This window comes from Pseudomonas sp. KCJK8993 (assembly GCF_046230915.1).
GTDB classification, from domain to species: domain Bacteria; phylum Pseudomonadota; class Gammaproteobacteria; order Pseudomonadales; family Pseudomonadaceae; genus Aquipseudomonas; species Aquipseudomonas piscis.
This window is the reverse complement of record NZ_JBJJLO010000029.1, coordinates 21,186-39,834: the sequence shown is the minus strand read 5'-3', so window position 1 is coordinate 39,834 and position 18,649 is coordinate 21,186. Positions and strand designations below refer to the sequence as shown.

Annotated in this window: 13 protein-coding genes; 3 read left to right on the top strand and 10 right to left on the bottom strand. The window is 65.3% G+C overall.

The window, feature by feature from the left end; genetic code table 11:
* Positions 1–63: 63 nt before the first annotated feature.
* Entirely contained in the window at positions 64–1,689 is a 1,626-nt protein-coding gene (locus ACK6AU_RS12145) for a glucan biosynthesis protein D (protein WP_409299470.1), read from the top strand.
* Positions 1,690–1,755: 66 nt separating this feature from the next.
* On the opposite strand, the gene ACK6AU_RS12140 is transcribed toward ACK6AU_RS12145, so the two are convergent.
* From ACK6AU_RS12140 to ACK6AU_RS12100, 9 genes are all read right to left on the bottom strand, one after another.
* Positions 1,756–2,862 (bottom strand): NADH:flavin oxidoreductase/NADH oxidase, encoded by a 1,107-nt coding sequence (locus tag ACK6AU_RS12140; protein ID WP_409299469.1) that lies wholly within the window; start codon positions 2,860–2,862, stop codon positions 1,756–1,758.
* Between the two features lie 329 nt (positions 2,863–3,191).
* Entirely contained in the window at positions 3,192–4,901 is a 1,710-nt protein-coding gene (gene recJ / locus ACK6AU_RS12135) for a single-stranded-DNA-specific exonuclease RecJ (RefSeq protein ID WP_409299468.1), read from the bottom strand.
* 59 nt (positions 4,902–4,960) lie between these two features.
* Entirely contained in the window at positions 4,961–5,503 is a 543-nt protein-coding gene (locus ACK6AU_RS12130) for a YaeQ family protein (protein ID WP_185700024.1), read from the bottom strand.
* Positions 5,504–5,607: 104 nt separating this feature from the next.
* Positions 5,608–6,297, bottom strand: coding sequence for a phospholipase D-like domain-containing protein (locus tag ACK6AU_RS12125; RefSeq protein ID WP_185700023.1), 690 nt, complete (start codon positions 6,295–6,297; stop codon positions 5,608–5,610).
* Positions 6,298–6,333: 36 nt separating this feature from the next.
* Positions 6,334–11,481, bottom strand: coding sequence for a DNA repair ATPase (locus tag ACK6AU_RS12120; protein WP_409299467.1), 5,148 nt, complete (start codon positions 11,479–11,481; stop codon positions 6,334–6,336).
* Between the two features lie 149 nt (positions 11,482–11,630).
* Positions 11,631–13,703 carry a flotillin family protein gene (locus tag ACK6AU_RS12115; protein WP_185700021.1) on the bottom strand — a complete coding sequence of 691 codons (2,073 nt, stop codon included), beginning with the start codon at positions 13,701–13,703 and terminating at the stop codon, positions 11,631–11,633.
* 36 nt (positions 13,704–13,739) lie between these two features.
* A complete protein-coding gene (locus ACK6AU_RS12110; RefSeq protein ID WP_409299466.1) occupies positions 13,740–14,381 on the bottom strand; it encodes a hypothetical protein in 642 nt (213 codons plus the stop codon).
* Positions 14,382–14,447: 66 nt separating this feature from the next.
* Positions 14,448–15,143, bottom strand: a complete 696-nt coding sequence (locus ACK6AU_RS12105) for a PspA/IM30 family protein (protein WP_185700019.1) — start codon at positions 15,141–15,143, stop codon at positions 14,448–14,450.
* 15 nt (positions 15,144–15,158) lie between these two features.
* A complete protein-coding gene (locus ACK6AU_RS12100; RefSeq protein WP_185700018.1) occupies positions 15,159–15,779 on the bottom strand; it encodes a YjfI family protein in 621 nt (206 codons plus the stop codon).
* Positions 15,780–16,075: 296 nt separating this feature from the next.
* Between ACK6AU_RS12100 and ACK6AU_RS12095 the strand changes: the two genes are divergently transcribed.
* Both ACK6AU_RS12095 and ACK6AU_RS12090 read left to right on the top strand, forming a co-directional pair.
* A complete protein-coding gene (locus tag ACK6AU_RS12095) occupies positions 16,076–17,275 on the top strand; it encodes a CaiB/BaiF CoA-transferase family protein (protein ID WP_185700017.1) in 1,200 nt (399 codons plus the stop codon).
* A gap of 40 nt (positions 17,276–17,315) precedes the next feature.
* Entirely contained in the window at positions 17,316–18,167 is an 852-nt protein-coding gene (locus tag ACK6AU_RS12090; protein ID WP_185700016.1) for a TIGR02285 family protein, read from the top strand.
* Positions 18,168–18,334: 167 nt separating this feature from the next.
* Here the strand turns inward: ACK6AU_RS12090 and ACK6AU_RS12085 are convergent, their stop codons facing one another.
* A complete protein-coding gene (locus ACK6AU_RS12085) occupies positions 18,335–18,622 on the bottom strand; it encodes a DUF3509 domain-containing protein (RefSeq protein WP_053134369.1) in 288 nt (95 codons plus the stop codon).
* Positions 18,623–18,649 lie beyond the last annotated feature (27 nt).

The window sequence follows — 18,649 nt, the reverse complement described above, 5'->3', positions numbered from 1 at the left end:
TCCACGCGATCCCCCCGAGCGGCCAAGAACGGCTGCGGATCTTTCCCTGTACAAGGCTTACCCATGCATCGTAGGAATCTCCTCAAAGCGTCCATGGCCCTGGCGGCCTATACCGGCCTTTCGGCCAGCGGCCTCCTGGCTACCCGAGCCTGGGCCGGCACTGGCGCCGCCGATGGCGAGGCACAGGCATTCGACTTCGAGCGCCTCAAGGCCCAGGCCAAGCAACTGGCCGCCAAGCCGTACGTGGACACCAAGCAGGTGCTGCCGCCGACCTTGGCGCAGATGACCCCGCAGGACTTCAACGCCATCCAGTACGACGCCAGGCACTCGCTGTGGAATGACCTGAACGGCCAGCTCGACGTGCAGTTCTTCCATGTGGGCATGGGCTTTCGCCAGCCGGTGCGCATGCACAGCGTCGACCCCAAGACCCACCTGTCGCGGGAGGTGCACTTCCGGCCGCCGCTGTTCAACTACCAGAACACCCGCGTCGATACCTCGCAGCTCAAGGGTGACCTGGGTTTCGCCGGGTTCAAGCTGTTCAAGGCGCCGGAGCTGGATAGACACGACGTGGTGTCGTTCCTCGGCGCCAGCTACTTCCGCGCGGTGGACGCTACCGGCCAGTACGGCCTCTCGGCCCGGGGCCTGGCCATCGATACCTACGCCAAGCATCGCGAGGAGTTCCCCGACTTCACCCAGTTCTGGTTCGAGACCCCGGACAAGGACAGCACCCGCTTCGTGGTCCATGCCCTGCTGGATTCGCCGAGCGCCACCGGTGCTTACCGCTTCGACATCGACTGCCAGGCCGAGCGCGTGGTGATGGAGGTCGATGCCCACGTCAATGCGCGTACCGCCATCGAGCAACTGGGCATCGCACCGATGACCAGCATGTTCAGCTGCGGCACCCACGAGCGGCGCATGTGCGACACCATCCACCCGCAGATCCACGACTCCGACCGCCTGGCCATGTGGCGCGGCAACGGCGAATGGATCTGCCGGCCGCTGAACAACCCGGCGACCCTGCAGTTCAACGCCTTCGCCGACAAGGACCCGAAAGGCTTCGGCCTGGTGCAGACCGACCATGACTTCGCCAGCTACCAGGACACCGTGGACTGGTACAGCCGTCGCCCGAGCCTGTGGGTCGAACCCACCACCGCCTGGGGCGAAGGCAGCGTCGACCTGCTGGAGATCCCCACCACCGGCGAGACCATGGACAACATCGTGGCCTTCTGGACGCCGAAGAAACCGGTGGCCGCCGGCGACTCGCTGAACTACGGCTACAAGCTCTACTGGAGCGCCCTGCCGCCGGTCGGCACGCCCCTGGCGCGGGTCCACGCCACCCGTTCGGGCATGGGCGGCTTCGTCGAGGGCTGGGCCCCGGGCGAACACTATCCGCCTGTCTGGGCGCGGCGCTTCGCCGTGGACTTCACCGGCGGCGGCCTCGATCGCCTGCCGGCGGGCACCGGCATCGAGCCGGTGGTCACCGCCTCCAACGGCCAGGTCAAGGACTTCAGCGTACTGGTGCTGGACGAGATCAAGGGCTACCGCATCCTCTTCGACTGGTACCCCACCAACGACAGCGTGGACCCGGTGGAACTGCGGCTGTTCATCCGCACCAACGACCGCACCCTGAGCGAGACCTGGCTGTACCAGTACTTCCCGCCGGCGCCGGAGAAACGCAAGTACCCCTGATGCCCCAACGGCGAGGTGATCCCCTACCACTTCCTTGACTGGCCGGTTTTTCTTGCCTGCAAACGCTCAGTCCCGCAGGTCCGATTCGTGGATCGGCTGGTCCCTGTGGGTCGCCCGCTGGTACTGCGCCGGCCAGGTGGCGTTGCGCCCGCCCAAATCGTCGTCGGCATGCAGCGGCCAGTAGGGATCGCGCAGCAGTTCCCGGGCCAGCAGGATGATATCCGCCTGGCAGGTACGCAGGATGTGCTCGGCCTGGGCCGGCTCGGTGATCATGCCCACGGTGCCGGTGGCGATCCCCGACTCCTTGCGCACGCGCTCGGCGAAGCGCGTCTGGTAACCGGGGCCGGTGGGGATCTCGGCATTGGCCGCCGTACCACCGGACGACACGTCGATCAGGTCCACCCCCAGCTCCTTGAGGCGCCTGGCCAGCTCCACGGTTTCGTCGGGGTTCCAGCCGTCTTCCACCCAGTCGGTGGCCGAGACCCGCACGAACAGCGGCAGCTCCTGCGGCCAGACCCGGCGTACCGCCTCGGTCACCTCCAATACCAGGCGGATACGGTTCTCGAACGAACCACCGTAGCGGTCCTGGCGCTGGTTGCTCAGGGGCGAGAGGAACTGGTGCAGCAGATAACCGTGGGCGGCGTGCACCTCCACCACCTTGAAGCCGGCCTCCAGGGCGCGCTGGGCCGCGGCGACGAAGGCCTGGACGACATCGGCGATCTGGTGCTCGTCCAGTGGCGTCGGTGGCGTGTGCTGGGGGTCGAAGGCGATCCGCGACGGCCCTACCGGGACCCAGCCGCCGTCCTCGGGCTTGACGCTGCCGGACTTGCCGAGCCAGGGCCGGTGGGTGCTGGCCTTGCGCCCGGCGTGGGCCAGCTGGATGCCGGCGACGGCCCCCTGGGCGCTGATGAAACGGGTGATGCGGCGCAAGGGTTCGATCTGCTCGTCGTTCCACAGCCCCAGGTCCTGGGCGGTGATCCGGCCGTCGGCGGTGACCGCCGTGGCCTCGGTGAAGACCAGCCCGGCGCCGCCCACGGCACGGCTGCCCAGGTGCACCAGGTGCCAGTCATTGGCCAGCCCGTCCACCGACGAGTACTGGCACATGGGCGACACGGCAATGCGGTTGATCAAGGTCAGTTGACGCAGGGTATAGGGTTCAAGCAGCAGACTCATGGGGCACCTCTCGGTCAGTGGTCAGGCTCCAGGGATCTGTTTGAACGGTCGACGAGTGACTGCGAAATCGAAGCGCCCGCCCCCGCGGGAAGAGAAAAGGACAAAACGTCACAAGGCCAATCAGACAGTCCTAACAGCCTAGACGACAACATTGGCCGAAGCAGGGTTCCTGATCGCTAGCGGGACGAAAAACCCTGGCGCTGGCCGCGCATCGCTTCGTGTAGCCGCTGCCGCAGGCTGCGCATGACCGCGCAGCGGGCATCGGGCGATCGGCGGCCGCTGCGCGACCGGTCGCAACCTCGCAGGCTCGGCAGCGGCTACAGGGTGCGTCAGCGCGGCTCGATGTGGGCGATCATCAGTTGCACGGATTCCTGGCCACGGAACTCGTTGAGATCGAGCTTGTAGGCCAGCTCCACCCAGCGGATGGTCGGGTTGGGCCAGACCTCGCGGTCGATGCCGAAGGCGATGCCGTCCAGCTTCAGCGAGCCGCATTCGCTGCGCAACACCACCTTCAGGTGGCGTTCGCCGACGATGCGCTGCTCCACCAGCTCGAACACCCCATGGAACATCGGCTCGGGAAAGTGCTGGCCCCAAGGCCCGGCGTGGCGCAGGGCGCGGGCCAGTTCCAGGTGGAACTCCTCCACGGCCAGGGTGCCGTCCGACAGCAGGCGCCCGGTAAGGTCTTCCTCGTTGAGCTGGCGCCGCACCTCCTCATCGAAAGCCTCGGCGAAGGCCGGGAAGTTCTGCTCCGGCAGCGACAGGCCGGCGGCCATGGCGTGGCCACCGAACTTGCTGATCAGGTGTGGATGACGGGCGGCCACCGCGTCCAGGGCGTCACGGATATGGAAGCCCGGCACCGAACGCGCAGAGCCCTTGAGCATGCCGTCGCCAGCGTCGGCAAAAGCGATGGTTGGCCGGTGGTAACGCTCCTTCAGGCGCGAGGCGAGGATCCCGATCACTCCCTGGTGCCAATCGGCATCGAACAGGCACAGGCCGAACGGCATCGATTCCACCGGCAGCTCCTTGAGCTGGGCCAGGGCTTCGCGCTGCATGCCCTGCTCGATGGACTTGCGGTCCTGGTTCAGCTCATCGAGCTGGGCGGCCATGGCCCGCGCCGCCGACGCATCGTCGCTGAGCAGGCACTCGATGCCCAGGCTCATGTCGTCCAAGCGCCCGGCGGCGTTCAGCCGAGGCCCGAGGATGAACCCCAGGTCGGTGGAGGTGATGCGCGAATGGTCGCGCTTGGCCACTTCCAGGATCGCCTTGAGCCCCGGCCGGGCGCGACCGGCGCGAATCCGCTCCAGGCCCTGGTGCACCAGGATGCGGTTGTTGGCATCCAGCGGCACCACATCCGCCACGCTGCCCAGGGCCACCAGGTCCAGCAGCTCGCCGATATTCGGTTGCGGCCGGCTCTCGTAGCGGCCCAGGCTGCGCAGGCGCGCACGCAGCGCCATCAGCACATAGAAGATCACCCCGACCCCGGCCAGGGCCTTGCTGGGAAACTCGCAGCCCGGCTGGTTGGGGTTGACGATGGCGTCCGCCGCCGGCAGTTCCGGGCCCGGCAAGTGGTGGTCGGTGACCAGCACCTTGAGCCCGGCGGCCTTGGCTGCGGCCACGCCATCGACGCTGGAGATGCCGTTGTCCACGGTGATCAGCAACTGCGGCTGGCGCTGCAGGGCCACCGCGACGATTTCCGGAGTCAGGCCGTAGCCGTATTCGAAGCGGTTGGGCACCAGGTAGTCGACATGGGCCGCGCCCAGCAGGCGCAGGCCCAGCAGGCCGACGGTGCTGGCGGTGGCGCCGTCGGCATCGAAGTCGCCGACGATGAGGATGCGCTGGCGCTGATCCAGGGCCGTCACCAGCAGGTCCACCGCGGCATCGATGCCCTTGAGCTGCTGGAACGGGATCAGCCGCGCCAGGCTCTTGTCCAGCTCATCCACCGTCTGCACGCCACGGGCGGCATAGAGGCGGGTCAGCAACGGCGGCAGGTCGCCGAGAAAGGGCAGGACGGCGGGCAATTCACGGGGTTCGATACGCATGGGCTAACGACAGCTTCTCTTGGATACGGTGGATCGATCAGGAACGGGGGAGCGAAGGCTTAGCCACGCTCGCCCAGCAACCATTCCAGCTGCACTTCATGCTGGCCGCGATCGTCGGTGACGAAGAGGGTGCCTTCGCTGATCATCACATCCCACTTGATCACCCGTGGCATGTCCTTGGCCAGGGTCTCCAGCACGTCCTGGGGCACGCCGGCGATGTTGAGGTTCTTCAGGTTCTTCACCGCATCCACCACCCGGGTCTGCCACACCCGCAGACTGCCGTAGGCCAGCAGGCTGGTGCGCTCGGTACGGCGCGAGCACCAGGTCAGGCGCTCGGCATCCGGCTGGCCGACTTCGATCCAGTGCAGCACGCGGTCGTCCAGGCTTTTTTCCCACAGGGCCGGCTCATCCACTTCCGACAGGCCGCGCCCGAACGACAGCTGCTCGTTGTACCAGAGGGCGTAGGCCAGCAGACGCACGGTCATGCGCTCTTCGGTTTCCGAAGGGTGGCGGGCGATGGTCTGCTTGACGCTTTCGTAGACCCCGCGGTCGAGGTCGGTGAGGTTCAGTTCGAATTTATAGGTGGTGGACGGCTGGGCCATGTGCGGGCTTCTTGAGTATGCGAAAAGGCGGCAAGTCTAACCCGAAACCCGCCGCCCTGCCCGACCGCTGACCGGCTCGGCGACCAATTCCCATTGGCCCGCCTTCAACGAGGCGCGTAGCGCTCCCAGAGCTCGTTGAACTCCTTGAGGTAGCTGGCCACCAGTTGCGGGTGGTCGATCACCAGCAGGTTTTCCTCATTGCCGGTGGTGGCGCTGCGGGTCCAGTTGAAGCTGCCATTGAGCAAGGTGCGGCCATCGAACAGGGCGAACTTGTGGTGCATGTGGAACGGCGTGTCGTCGATCCGCACCGGCACGCCGGCTTCCCGTAGCGCGGCGATATCGCTGCCGACATCGAACTGCTTTTCACTGTCGCTGATCACCCGCACCGCCACGCCGCGCTGGTGGCAGGCGCGAATCTCGTCGCTCAGTTGGTCATCGGAAATGGTGAACACGCAGATATCCACCGAGGCGCGGGCCTGGCGGCACAGCTCGCGGATCTTGCGCCGGCAATCCTCGCCGGGGCTGAAGTGGGCGCTGGCCATGTCACGTACCGGGGCGCTGTGGGTGTCCAGGGTCTTGACTACTTGCTCCAGCCATTTCAGCGCCGGCAGCACGTTGGCGCTGTCCGCCAGCGCCAGTTCACGCACCAGATCAAAGGCCCGGTTGCGCAGGTAGCGCACCTGGTCGCTGCCCAATTCGCTGCCCAGCTGGCGCAGCTCGTCCCGTTCTTCGTTACTCAGTTTCAGGTCCTGCAGGCTGTCGCGCAGTTGCTGGTCCAGGTGGGCAAAATCCATGTGCTGATCCTTGGGTGTTCGCCGGCAAGCCGGCTCCTACGGTTGGGGGTCCTTGAGGGTGGGCACATCGCCGTGGCTGAGCATGCGGCTCAACTCATCCACCCGCGTGGCGATGTCGCCAATGCGCTGGTGGCTGTGCAGGTCGACGTCGATCTTCTTGTGCATGACCTTGAGCAGCGGTAGGAAACTCTGCTCCAGGTGCTCGGAGAGGTTTTCCAGCAACTCGCGCACGCCCTGCTGGTCCGCCGGCCGGGCCAGGCCGCGCACGCCTTCCACCAGGTCGTTGAGCTGGGCCACCACGCGGGTGCCGACATCGCTGTCGCTGCCGCCCATGGAGCGATTGCGCACGAAGTCGCGCTTGATCTGCGTCCAGCGCTCGCCCTGCTCCGGGGTCTGGTTGCCGCGCAGCTCGGCGAGCTTGAGCAGGTTCTCCTCGGCGCCGGTGGTCAGCAGCTGGGATTCGCCCTGGTAGTGGTCGGCGATCAGTTGCAGGAGTTCGGCATCGTTCATCACCGCCGAGATCTTTTCCGCCATCTTGTTCATGTTGCGGTAGCTGCCTTGCAGCTTGAACGGCGGCTCGGTGCGGTACTGGTCGGCCTGGGCGGCGCTGGCGATGTACTGCTGGTTGACCCGCAGCACCACGTCGCGCACCTGCATCAGGCGTTGCAGGGTGGTGGTGATCTCGTTGATCTCGGCACCGCTGTAGCTGTGGCTCAGTTCGTTGCTGGAGAAGGCCTTGCCCTCGGCCTTGGCGACGAAACGGTAGACGTCGGCCATGTCGCGAGTGGCCAGCGGCGCCAGCACCGGGTTGGAGGTCAGGCCGTTCTCGATGTAGCTCAGGGCGAAGGCCTCCTGCATGCCGCCCAGGGTGTCGCCCAAGTTATAGATGTCGGCCCGGTTGGCCAGCATGTCGGGGATCTTGAACACCTCGCCGGACTCGGTGTACGGGTTGCCCGACATCACCACGCAGAACTTCTTGCCGCGCATGTCGTAGGTCTTGGTCCCGCCCTTCCATACGCCTTCGATGCGCCGGGTGCCGTCGCACAGCGAGATGAACTTCTGCAGGAACTCGGGATGGGTGTGCTGGATGTCGTCGACATAGAGCATCACGTTGTTGCCCATCTCCAGGGCCAGGTTGAGCTTCTCCAGCTCCTGGCGCGAAGTGGCGTCCGGCGCCTGGGCCGGGTCCAGGGAGCGCACCTGGTGGCCCAGGGCCGGGCCATTGATCTTCATGAAGATCAGGCCCAGGCGGTGGGCCACATACTCCATCAGGGTGGTCTTGCCGTAGCCCGGTGGCGAAATCAGCATCAACAGGCCCATCAGGTCGGTGCGCTTGTTCTCGCCCACGGTGCCCATCTGCTTGGCCAGGTTGTCACCGATGAAGCCCAGGTAGACGTCGTTGATCAGCTTGTTGCGCACGAACGAACTCAGTGGCCGAGGCTTGAACTCGCTCAAGCGCAGGGCCGCACGTTCACCAGCGATGATGCCCTGGCGCAGGTTCTGGTAACGCTGCAGGCCTGGCAGGAAGGTTTCGCGATGAGCGCGCAGGCGGGCAAAGAAACCGTCCACCGTCAGCGCCAGGCTGCGCTCCTCGATGCGTGGGTGCTCGCCCATCAGGTTGTCCACGGTAAAACGCAGGTCGACCTCGGTGAACCGTCGGGCAAAGCCCTCGCCCAGCAGCGACAGCGCCACGGCCTCGGGCACGTAGCCGGCCAGCGGGGCGAACTCGCCCTCGGCGCACAAGGCCGCCAGCCAGTTGCCGGTCAACGCCCACTGCGCTGCGGGGCGCTCGACCAGGCGCGCCAGGGCCTGCTGGTAGTCGTCCCACATCCGCGCGCCATGCAGGCGCAGGGCCAGGGCCTCCTGCAATTGCCGGGCGTACTTGCTGAAGGTGAACTCCACACGGTCCGCAGCCAGCTCCTGTACCAGGTATTCGGCGGCCTCGGGCAACAGCTCGGTGGCCACGGCAAAGCCCTGCATCCGGTGCCAGTCTTCGAGGGCCACGAGGATTTCCGCCTGCAATTGCAGCAACCCCTCGCGCCGACCGAACAGCTGCTGGATGTGCCGGCTGGTACGGGCACGTTCCACCCATTGCCGGGGTTGCGGCTCGGCCTGCTGGCGGTCCCAGTAGAGTGCGGCAAAGGCCCGGGCCGCCGGGCCATGGGCCAACAGTCCGGCACTGTCGCGCAGGGGCAGCAATTGCAGGAGGATCGCCGCCGCGTCGTGGTCGTGGATGCCCTTCTCGTAGCCTTCCTTGTAGCGTGGCGCCGCGAAGTCGCGGATCACCCGGGCCAGCTCCTCTGGGTGGGCCAGCAGCGGCTTGAGGAGTTCCAGGCTCAGGCCTTCCTGGCCACGGTCCGCTGCGTCAAGCACCTGTCCGGCCAGGTATTCGGCGCGATACAACTGTGGCGATTCCGACTCCAGGGCCACCTGCCAGAAGTCGCGCAGGGCGTCCAGCTCGGGGTCTTGCAGGGGTTCGAGGAAATCGGTGCCGGTCAGGTGCAGGTAGAGCTCGTCGCCCCGGGGCATCAGGGTCAGGTCCAGCTCCTGGGTGTTGACGCTGAAACGATGGCGCGGCCCCAGCTTGATGACATTGCCGCCTTCCTCGAACAGCTCGGTCTTGTCCCGCAGGGCGCGCACGGCCTGGTCCCGGGCGCCCTTGAGGCGCGCCTCGACGTCATCGGCCTTGACGCTGTCCTTGAGCTCGCGCAAGCGCTCGGCCAACTCCCGCAGCTTGAGGATCAGCGGATCAGCGGCGAAGAACGCGTTGAGCTCCTCGGCCTGGGTGAAGCGGGCGGTGCGCCGGCCCAGGCTGTCGAGAATCCGCCGCGCCGCGTCCAGCAGGCCCTGGGCCTTGCGCTGGCGCTCATCGAGCAGCGACTGCTTATGGGCCTCGAAGGTCTCCAGCAACTCCTCGCGCTTGCCGAGGATGTCGCCGAGGAACTGCTCATGGTCGCCGAAGCGGCTTTCCAGCTCCTCCAGTTGCACCAGCAACCGTGACAGTTGCTCGTCGCAACGCTCGGGGTCCTGGGCCTGGGCCAGGGCGTTGGTGATGCCCTGGCTGAAGAGTTTGAACTGGGCGCCGAACTGCGCCACGGTCTCGGTCGAGCCCAGGCCCTTGCGCCGCTGTTCGGCGCGGGCCTTGGCCTGGTTCAGCCGGGCGTAGATCTGCGAAATGGATTCGATGATCCGGGTGCGCTGGGTGGCATCGTCGATCTGCAGCGAAGCCATCAGGCTGGAGAGCATGTCCAGGTCGCCGGCCATGGCTTGCAGGGCGCCCAGGGGCTCGCCGAGCTGGGCCACGGTCTCGGCCTTCTGGGCCTGGGCATCGAGGCTTTCCAGCTGGCTGACCAAGGGCAGCAGGGCCTGTTCGCTGGCCAGGAAGGTCGCGGTGCCAGCGGCGGTACGCTCCTGGGCCTTGAGCAGCTCGGCCTCCATGGCGTCGATGCGGGCCACGTCGATGTAGCGATAGTCGCGGATGGTCAGCAGCAGCCCGCGCTGGGCGGTGATGCCGTTCAGGGCATCGACGAAGCTCTGCACCTGGTCCCAGCTGTCCACCAGCAAGCCATCGAGCAGGGCTTTGTGCTTGGCCTCGGCGGCTACCATGGCCTGTTCCGACTGGCGCCGGATGCTCTCGACCTTCTCGTATTCGTCCAGCACCAGTTCCGAGGTGGCGGCCACTTCGCGCAGCAGCGGCGCCAGGCCATCGAGCTCGGCGCTGCCCAGCCAGTGGTACACGTCGAACAGGCGCCGGGTGTTCTGGCACAGCAGCGAGTAGCGCTGGACCGAGACCGCCGGGGTGTCGATCTCGCGGCACAGGTCATAGAGGTCGGAAACGCTGCGCACCAGCTCGGCGTTGCCGATGCGTCCCAGGAAGCCGCTGCGGGCCGGTTGCCGCGCGGCGTATTCCTCGGTAAAGAACGGGGTCTGCCAGACCTGCATCGGATGGACCCGGGTCGGCTCGTCGCCCTCGGCGGCGAAGATCACCATGCGCCCGTCTTCCAGGCGCGCATAACCATGGCCGAACAGCGGGTTCTGCAGCTGGCGGTTGATCATGTTGTAGGTCAGCAGTACCGAGCGCCCCTGCTCCGGGTGGTAGAAGATGTACTGCACATCCTCACCGTTGGGCGAACGGACCGAGCGCTTGAAGCGCATGCCGTCCATGGACTGCTCGAAGGTCTTGTACTCGCCGCTTTGCAGGTAGTAGCCACCGGGGAAGATGATCCCGTGGTCCTCCGGCAGCTGGACGCAGGCCAGGCCCATGGCGTCGATGCGCTCCACCTGGCGAGTCAGGCTGTTGAACACCAGGTAGCGCCACTGCTCTTCGCGATACGGCAGGACCTTGAGCAGGATCAGGCTGCCCAGGCGGGCGAACTCGATCTGCGAGTCGTCCAGGGACTGGGTCTTGTCCAGTACTTCTTCGCGGTAGATGCCCAGGCCCGACTCGGTATTGTTCTCGACCTTGATGGTCAGGTCGCCGCCGATGGTCTCGACGAACACCGTGTCGAGGATGTTCAGGTGCGGGAAACGGCCCTCGACCACCATCTCGCGGGTGGCCTTCTTCCATTCGAAGTCGAAGGGCGCCGGCAGGGCGATGTCTCGCTCACCCCGGTTGTCGATGTAGCGCACGTCCCGGCCATCCGCCGAGATCGACCAGCGGAACACCCGCACATCGGTGACTCGCTCGCCGATCTGGAAACTGGCCAGGAGCTTGCCATCGCGAATCGCCAGCTGCAGCAGGCGGGTGTTCTTGTAATAGGTGTACAGCTCGTTGAAATCGTTGAGGAAGCCCTGGGCTCCCAGGAAGCTGCCTTCCAGGGGCACGGACTCGGCTTCGTAGCCCTCGCCCTCCTCCACCAGCCGGTACAGGGAAAACACGTCGGCGACGCTGGTTTCCTTCTTCAGGCCGATGAACACGTTGTAGCCGAACAGCAGGCAGTCGCCGACCTGGACGATGTCCCGGGCAATGCAGTTGTTCTCGGTACGGATGCGCACCCGCCCGACCACTTCCATGCGGCTGTTGCCGAACTCGTCGAGACGCTTCTGGTTGAGACTGTCCGTGGTGGCACGCAGGCGTTGGCCCTGGTCCTGCAGGCGCTTTTGCAGCACCTCGTAGGCGCCGCCTTCGGCGACAGCCTTGTCCAATACGTCCTGCGGGGGAGTTGCAACTTGAGCGTCCGACATCGTGGCCTTCCTGGATCTACGGCGGTGTGCAAAAAAAGCGGGAGCCTGGAACCCGGCTCCCGGTACCCGGACTCAACCCCTGGAGCCCACCCGGTAGCCGCTGCCCAAGACAGCGGCTACCGGTGCATCAGGAGCTGGGTTCAGGTATTTCAGGCTTCGGCAGAGGGTGCCTCGACCTTGCGCGCGGCGGCGGCAGCCAGCTCGGCGGCTACGGCCGGTGCGGTCTTGCCGTTGAGCAGGCGTGCCAGGACGTCCTGGACCACCGGGCTCTTGCCCACCACGCCCTCGATGGCCTTGCCCACCGACAGCGACTTGGCGAAGGAGTTGAAGAAATCGCCCTCGCCACCGACGATCTCGATCTTGGCCTTGCTGAGGGCGGCGGACAGCACTTCGGCCTGTTCCTTGGCGATGTCCTTGTTGGCGGCGATGGCGGCCATCGCTTCCTCGAAGTTCTTCTCCAGTTGCATGCGGAACTCTTCGTGCTGGCGAGCGCTGTCGCTGAGGGCATCCAGGGCACCGAACTTCTTGCCCAGGCCTTCGGCCTCGGCGTTCAGGCGCTGCAGCAGCACCTCGGCTTCGGCCGAACCCAGGTCCTTGGTGGCCTTGGCCTTGGCCGCGCCCAGTTGTTCCTCGCCGCGTGCCTGGGCACCGAGTTTCTCTTCCAGGACCTTGGCGTCGGCCAGGCCGTCCTTTTCCTTGGCGGCAGCCTGGGCTTCCAGCACCCGGGCGTCGGCCAGGCCTTTTTCCTGTTCGCCACGGGCCTCGGCGATCAACTGCTCGGCACGCACCCGGGCCAGGGCCAGGCCTTCTTTCTCCTGGGCCGCGGCGGAGACTTCCAGTACCCGCGCATCGGCCAGGCCAGGCGCCGCACGTTCGGCTTCCAGGCCTTCGGCCAGGCGCTTCTTGGCCTCGGCCTGCTTGGCCGCGGCTTCCAGCTCGGCCTGGGCCAGGTTGTTGATTTCCACCGCCTTGTGCTTGGAGCGGGTTTCGTCGGCCTCGGCCTGCTTGACCTGGCGCACCAGGTCCTGCTCGGCTTCGGCCTGGGCCTGGATCACCACCACCTGCTTGGCGCGCTCGGCCTCGGACACTTCACGTACTTCCTTGATGCGCTCTTCTTCCTGGGCCACGGTCTTCTCGACCGCCACGCGCTCGCGGATCACCGTGGCGATGTTCTTGCGCTGTTCTTCCAGGGCCTTTTCCTTCTCGATGCGTTGCAGCTCCACTTCGCGCTCGCGGGCCACCACTTCCAGGTCCTTGGCGCGGGTGACTTTCTCCACCTCGATGACCACGGCACGCTGGCGGTTCTGCTGGGCCACTTCGACTTCGCGCTGGTGGTTCTCGGTGCGCACGTCGATTTCCTGCTGGGACTGGATCCGCGCCTGCTCGGCCTTCAGCCGTTCTTCTTCCTTGACCTTGGCGGTCTCGGCTTCCTCGCGGGCACGGATGGTCTCGATCTCGCGCTTCTGCCGGGCCTCGGCATCGGCCTGCTGGCGCTCCAGGGCCAGGGAGGCCTCGCGGGTCTCGACGTTCTTCTTCTGGATCGCCAGCTCCTGGTTGCGCTCCAGCTCGTTGGTGATGACGTTCTGGGTCGCGGTCAGCTCGGTGATCTTGCGGATACCCTCGGCGTCGAGGATGTTGCTCGGGTCCAGGGAATGCTTGGCGGTTTGCTCCAGGTAATCGATGGCCACGTCTTCGAGCACATAACCGTTGAGGTCGTTGCCGATGATCTCGATGATCCGATCGCGGAAGTCCTGGCGGTTCTCGAACAGCTGGACGAAGTCGAACTGCTTGCCCACGGTCTTCAGGGCTTCGGAGAACTTGGCGTTGAACAGCTCATTGACCGCCGAACGATCGGAAGCCCGGTCGACGCCGATGGCCTTGGCCACCTTGAGCACGTCTTCCTGGGTTTCGTTGACCCGCAGGTAGAAAGCCACGGTGATGTCGGCACGCATGTTGTCGCGGCAGATCAGCCCGTCCTTGGCCCGCCGATCGACCTCCAGGGTGATCAACGAGATACGCATGAATTCCTTGAGGTGGATCACCGGGTACACCAGGGCACCGGTGAAATGCACCTTGGGCGTGGAAGACATGTCGTTGACGATCAGGGCCGTGCCCTGTGGGACCTTGATGTAGAAGGCCTTGAACAGGGCCAGCAGGCCGAAGACCACCAGGACGACAAGGCCGAGCCCGAGCAGGATGGGCAGCAGCGACGGTAAGTTCATGCAATCAATCTCCTTTGATTCTGAGGGAGGCCGGGCTCAGAGGCCGCGAAACTCGTCCTCGGTAATGACCCGATAGGCGTGTTGCGCCTCCAGATACTCCAGCAACACGACTCGGTCGCCGCGTTTGAATGCCCGTGCCTCATCGGCACGCACCCGCAGGATCAGCCCCGCGCCACCGTCCTCGAGCACGGCTTCGCCATGCTCCAGGGTGACCCGGCCACTGCGCACTACGGCAGTCTGCCCCAGCACCGACTTGCTGCTGGTGGCTTCCATCTTGTGAAACAGCGGGCGCAACGGAGCGCAGATCGCCGCACTGAGGGGCGCCGCCAGGAACAGCGCGAGCACCGCCAGCAGCAGGCCCAGGGGATAACGCAGCCAACCCAGGGGCAGCTGGCTGAAAATGTAGAGTTCGGTGAAATACGTCAGGAACCAGCTGAAGAACATCAGCAGGGTCAGCACCAGGGTGACCGGTACGCCGTTGAGCTTGAACTTGATCAGCAGCCCGGCCAGGCCTTCGGTGCCGTGGGCGCCGTCGAGCAGCGAGTCGGCCTCGAAATCCAGGAGGTCGACCTCGAGCAAACCCATGGCGACCACGGCCCAGTAGATCACCGCCAGGCAGAGCATGAAGCTGAACAGCACGGTGGGGAACGACAAGACTGTCCGCAGGAAGATTTCCATTGCTTTCCTATCCCTGAAAAAGCCGGGCAAGGCCCATCGGCCCCGCCCCTGACACACAACGATGAATCAGGACTTGCTACGGTCCTTCAAACGCGCCAGAACGTTGTCGGCACTGGTGCTGCCGGCGACGATTCCGGCTTCGCGCAGCTTGGCATCCAGGGCATCGTCGGGGCTGCCAGTGCTGGCCAGTTCGGCCGCGGCTTGCATTTTCGCCGCGCGCTCGGCCTGCTTCTGCTTGATCCGCTCCAGCGACTCCACCGCAGTGTGCAACTTGCTCTGCGAGCCGCCATAGCGCTGGGCCACGGCCTGCTGGGCCTTCTGCACGCTTTCGGTGGCCTTTACCGTATCGACCTGTTGTTTCAAATGCTTAATGTTGCCTTCGGCCTGGGTCACGGCCTTGCGCAACTGGGCGACGCTGGCGGCGAACCCGTCGGCCTGCTCGCGCTCCACCACCAGGTCGTTTTCCAGGTTGGCGATCTTCTGCGCCACTTCCTGGGCCAGGCTTTCATTGCCTGCTTCCAGGGCCTTGAGCGCATAGCTCTCGTATTCGGCGACCTTGGCCGCGGTGGCGTCGGCGCGCTCGGCGGCGAGCTTCTGCCGGGCCATGATCTCGGCCAGGGCTTCCTTGGATTTGCGCAGCTCCTGGTCGGCGTCACGGATTTCCTGATCGAGAATCCGCAGGGCCTGGCTGTCCACCAGGGCCTCGCCCGCCTCGTTGGCGCCACCGCGCAGGGCAGTGAGCAGCTTGCTCCATACGTTCATGTGCATTCCTCCAGGTCAGGCCTGAGCCTTCAGGTAGCCTTCATAGGCCTCGGTGGCCCTGATCACGTTGCCGGCCAGGGTTTCGATCTCGTAGAGCACATTGGAGAGGATCGAGGTGGCGCTCAGGGCGCCGAACATCATGTAGAAACGCTCGCCTGCGGGGCCAGTCTCCAGGCCGATGCTCGACAGCGGGAAGAGCTGGCGGCTGAGCAGCACTTCCTCGTTGAACGCGGCTACGTCGGTGACTTCGCTCTGCGGCCAGAGCAGTGCTTCCACCAGGATCTGCTCGCCGGACACTGCGACGAACAACGGCAGGTCGCCGTATTCGCGCATGGTCACGTGCAAGCTCGGCTCGGCGCCTTCGAGCAGCTCGACGCTGGCTTCACCGCCAGTGAACAACTCGGTGGCCGCCAGGGCCTGGCACAGCGATCGGGCATTCCAGATCTGCGGCATGCTCATTTCTCCATCCTTTTCCACAGGAACCAGCCCCTGGCAGGGCTGGCGCAGTTGGCGTTCAACCGCCAGCAACGCCTTGGCGTTCTCCGGCAGTATCCAGACTTCCTTTTTCACCAGGCCCTGGTCACGCAGGCGCTGGCGGAACAAACGTTGGTAATGGGCTGAGGACTTGTTTTCCATGACGCACAGACTAAAACATCACATGTAATGATCACAATTCATCACATGTAATTTTTGAGTTCGGTATTTGTAACAAGATCATTCAAGATATTGCGACATCTGCGGGCACGACCAACGTCGCCTCGCCGAGCCTGGTTTTCCGAAAAGGACGTCATCAGGCACTGCCCACCAACCCACCGAGAGGCGCAACCGCACAGGGCGCCGACCGGAAAATGCCCGGCAGGAAGCTCCAGGCGCTGCCTTAATGCCGGCCAATGGTCTAGGCTAGGCGGATTTTCCTGCCCTGCGGATGCCTCATGAACAGTTTCAGCAAGCCCCTCGCCGGATTGAAAGTGATCGAACTCGGCACCCTGATCGCCGGCCCCTTCGCCTCACGCATCTGTGCCGAGTTCGGCGCCGAAGTGATCAAGGTGGAATCCCCCGACGGCGGCGATCCGCTGCGCAAGTGGCGCAAGCTGTATGAGGGCACCTCCCTGTGGTGGTTCGTGCAGGCGCGCAACAAGAAATCCCTGACCCTCAACCTCAAGCACCCCGAGGGCCAGGCGATCCTCAAGCAACTGCTGGGCGAGGCGGACATCCTGATCGAGAACTTCCGCCCCGGCGTGCTGGAGAAGCTCGGCCTGGGCTGGGACGTGCTGCACGCGCTGAACCCCAAGCTGGTGATGGTGCGCCTGTCGGGCTTCGGCCAGACCGGGCCGATGAAGGACCAGCCGGGTTTCGGCGCCGTGGGCGAATCCATGGGCGGCCTGCGCTACATCACCGGCTTCGAGGACCGACCACCAGTGCGCACCGGGATCTCCATCGGTGACTCCATCGCCGCCCTGTGGGGCGTGATCGGCGCACTGATGGCCCTGCGTCACCGGGAAGTCAACGGCGGCCAGGGGCAGGTGGTGGACGTGGCGCTGTACGAGGCGATCTTCGCCATGATGGAGAGCATGGTTCCCGAGTTCGACGTGTTCGGCTTCATCCGCGAGCGTACCGGCAACATCATGCCCGGCATCACGCCCTCTTCCATCCATACCAGCGCCGACGGCCGGCATGTGCAGATCGGCGCCAATGGCGATGCGATCTTCAAGCGCTTCATGCTGCTCATAGGCCGCCAGGACCTGGCCAACGACCCGGCCCTGGCCAGCAACGACGGCCGCGATACCCGGCGCGACGAACTCTATGGGGTGATCGATCGCTGGGTCGCCTCGTTGCCCCTGGACCAGGTGCTGGAGCAGCTGAACCAGGCCGAGGTGCCGGCCAGCCGCATCTTCAGCGCCGAAGACATGTTCCACGACCCGCAGTTCCTGGCCCGGGAAATGCTCCTCCAGGCCAGGTTGCCGGACGGCAAGCCCTTCAAGATGCCCGGCATCGTGCCCAAGCTTTCGCAGACCCCGGGCAGCGCCGACTGGGTCGGACCGCAACTGGGCGAACACTCGAGCGAAGTCCTGCAAGGCCTGGGCTACAGCGCGGAGCAGATCCGCGACCTGCGCAGCAGCGGAGCGATCTGAACTGGCCCGCCAGCGCGCGAGCTCCCGCCGGCGGCTGGCGATGCCCCTGGTGGCGCTGCTGCTCTGGCTACCCAGCCTGCCGGGCCAGGCGGCCGAGCTATTGACCTGGCTGCTGCGCGACCTGCCGCCCTTGAGCATTTTCGAAGGCGACCTGAAAGGACGCGGGGTGGTCGACCTGCTCATGCCGCAACTGTTCGCCGAGCTGCCGCAGTACCAGCACGAACTGATGCGGATAAACCGCGCCCGGGGCATGCAGATGCTCCGCGAACCCAGCTTCACCTGTGATCCGTCGCTGATCTGGAGCAAGGAGCGGGCGCAATGGGTGGCCTACTCCATCACCAGCTTGCGGGTCCTGAGCAACGGCCTGGTGATCCGCCGCGCCGACCGCGAGCAGCTGGCGCCATTCGTCCATGACGGCCAGGTCGATTTGCCAGCGCTGCTCGCCAGCGGCAAGCAGCGGCTGGGCATGGTGGCCGAGCGCAGCTACGGCCAGCAGCTCGACCGTCTGCTGCAACAGGCTCCCGCTGACGCCCTCAACGCCCACTATGGCAATGATGCCCTGGGCAGCCTGTTGCAGATGCAGCGCCTGGGGCGCCTGCAACTGCTGCTGGGCTACTGGCCGGAGATCCGCTACCAGGCCGTGCAACAAGGCATCGACCCGCAGCAACTGGTGTTCTATCCGATCCAGGGCATCGACAAGTACCAGGACGTCCATGTCGGCTGTTCCGACACGCCCCAGGGGCGACAAGCCATCGCCCGGATCAACCAGGCCCTGCTCAAGCTGCGTGAAGAGCGGTTGGTGGAGCTCTATGCCGCCTGGCTGGAGCCCGCCCTGCGCGACAACTATCGGGCCGATGCCCGTGCCTACTTCCAGGCCCACCCGAGGCGCTGACGAACGCCGGGCAAAAAGAAACCCCGAGAAGTGGGGAGACGACTCGGGGTTAAACGTGGTCTTCAAGACCCGTACCGGCAAGTTGCAAGCATCGGAGCAAAATGCCTGTTTCTTGCCGGCATAAGGTCTGACTGGAGGGATTGCTGGAAGGTTCCGTAAAAATCAGTTCATGTACGGCGTTCGAAGACCTTGCCCTCGGTGGCATGGCGCAAGGCCGCGAATACACAGGGCTCCAGCCGCCCTTCGGCGATCAGCACGTCACGGTGCAGGCCATCGACCACATCGGTGAGCAAGCGTTTGTCGGTGAGCTGGGCCTGGTTGACCTCGCGCTCCACTACCAGGGCTCCAGCGGCATCGCTCACGCTTACCAGGCACTCGCCGTGGGCGCCCGAAGGGGTCAGGGCCACTTGGTACGGACTGAGTGCCTCGCTCAACAAAAGACTGATACTTTCCATCTAGATCACCACTCAATAGCTCGAATT

Coding starts and splice junctions, on each gene's coding strand:
- ACK6AU_RS12110 (WP_409299466.1), bottom strand. CDS start 14,381: ATGGAAATCTTCCTGCGGACAGTCTTGTCGTTCCCCACCGTGCTGTTC.
- ACK6AU_RS12115 (WP_185700021.1), bottom strand. CDS start 13,703: ATGAACTTACCGTCGCTGCTGCCCATCCTGCTCGGGCTCGGCCTTGTC.
- ACK6AU_RS12140 (WP_409299469.1), bottom strand. CDS start 2,862: ATGAGTCTGCTGCTTGAACCCTATACCCTGCGTCAACTGACCTTGATC.
- ACK6AU_RS12120 (WP_409299467.1), bottom strand. CDS start 11,481: ATGTCGGACGCTCAAGTTGCAACTCCCCCGCAGGACGTATTGGACAAG.
- ACK6AU_RS12125 (WP_185700023.1), bottom strand. CDS start 6,297: ATGGATTTTGCCCACCTGGACCAGCAACTGCGCGACAGCCTGCAGGAC.
- ACK6AU_RS12105 (WP_185700019.1), bottom strand. CDS start 15,143: ATGAACGTATGGAGCAAGCTGCTCACTGCCCTGCGCGGTGGCGCCAAC.
- recJ (WP_409299468.1), bottom strand. CDS start 4,901: ATGCGTATCGAACCCCGTGAATTGCCCGCCGTCCTGCCCTTTCTCGGC.
- ACK6AU_RS12095 (WP_185700017.1), top strand. CDS start 16,076: ATGAACAGTTTCAGCAAGCCCCTCGCCGGATTGAAAGTGATCGAACTC.
- ACK6AU_RS12085 (WP_053134369.1), bottom strand. CDS start 18,622: ATGGAAAGTATCAGTCTTTTGTTGAGCGAGGCACTCAGTCCGTACCAA.
- ACK6AU_RS12100 (WP_185700018.1), bottom strand. CDS start 15,779: ATGGAAAACAAGTCCTCAGCCCATTACCAACGTTTGTTCCGCCAGCGC.
- ACK6AU_RS12130 (WP_185700024.1), bottom strand. CDS start 5,503: ATGGCCCAGCCGTCCACCACCTATAAATTCGAACTGAACCTCACCGAC.
- ACK6AU_RS12145 (WP_409299470.1), top strand. CDS start 64: ATGCATCGTAGGAATCTCCTCAAAGCGTCCATGGCCCTGGCGGCCTAT.
- ACK6AU_RS12090 (WP_185700016.1), top strand. CDS start 17,316: ATGCCCCTGGTGGCGCTGCTGCTCTGGCTACCCAGCCTGCCGGGCCAG.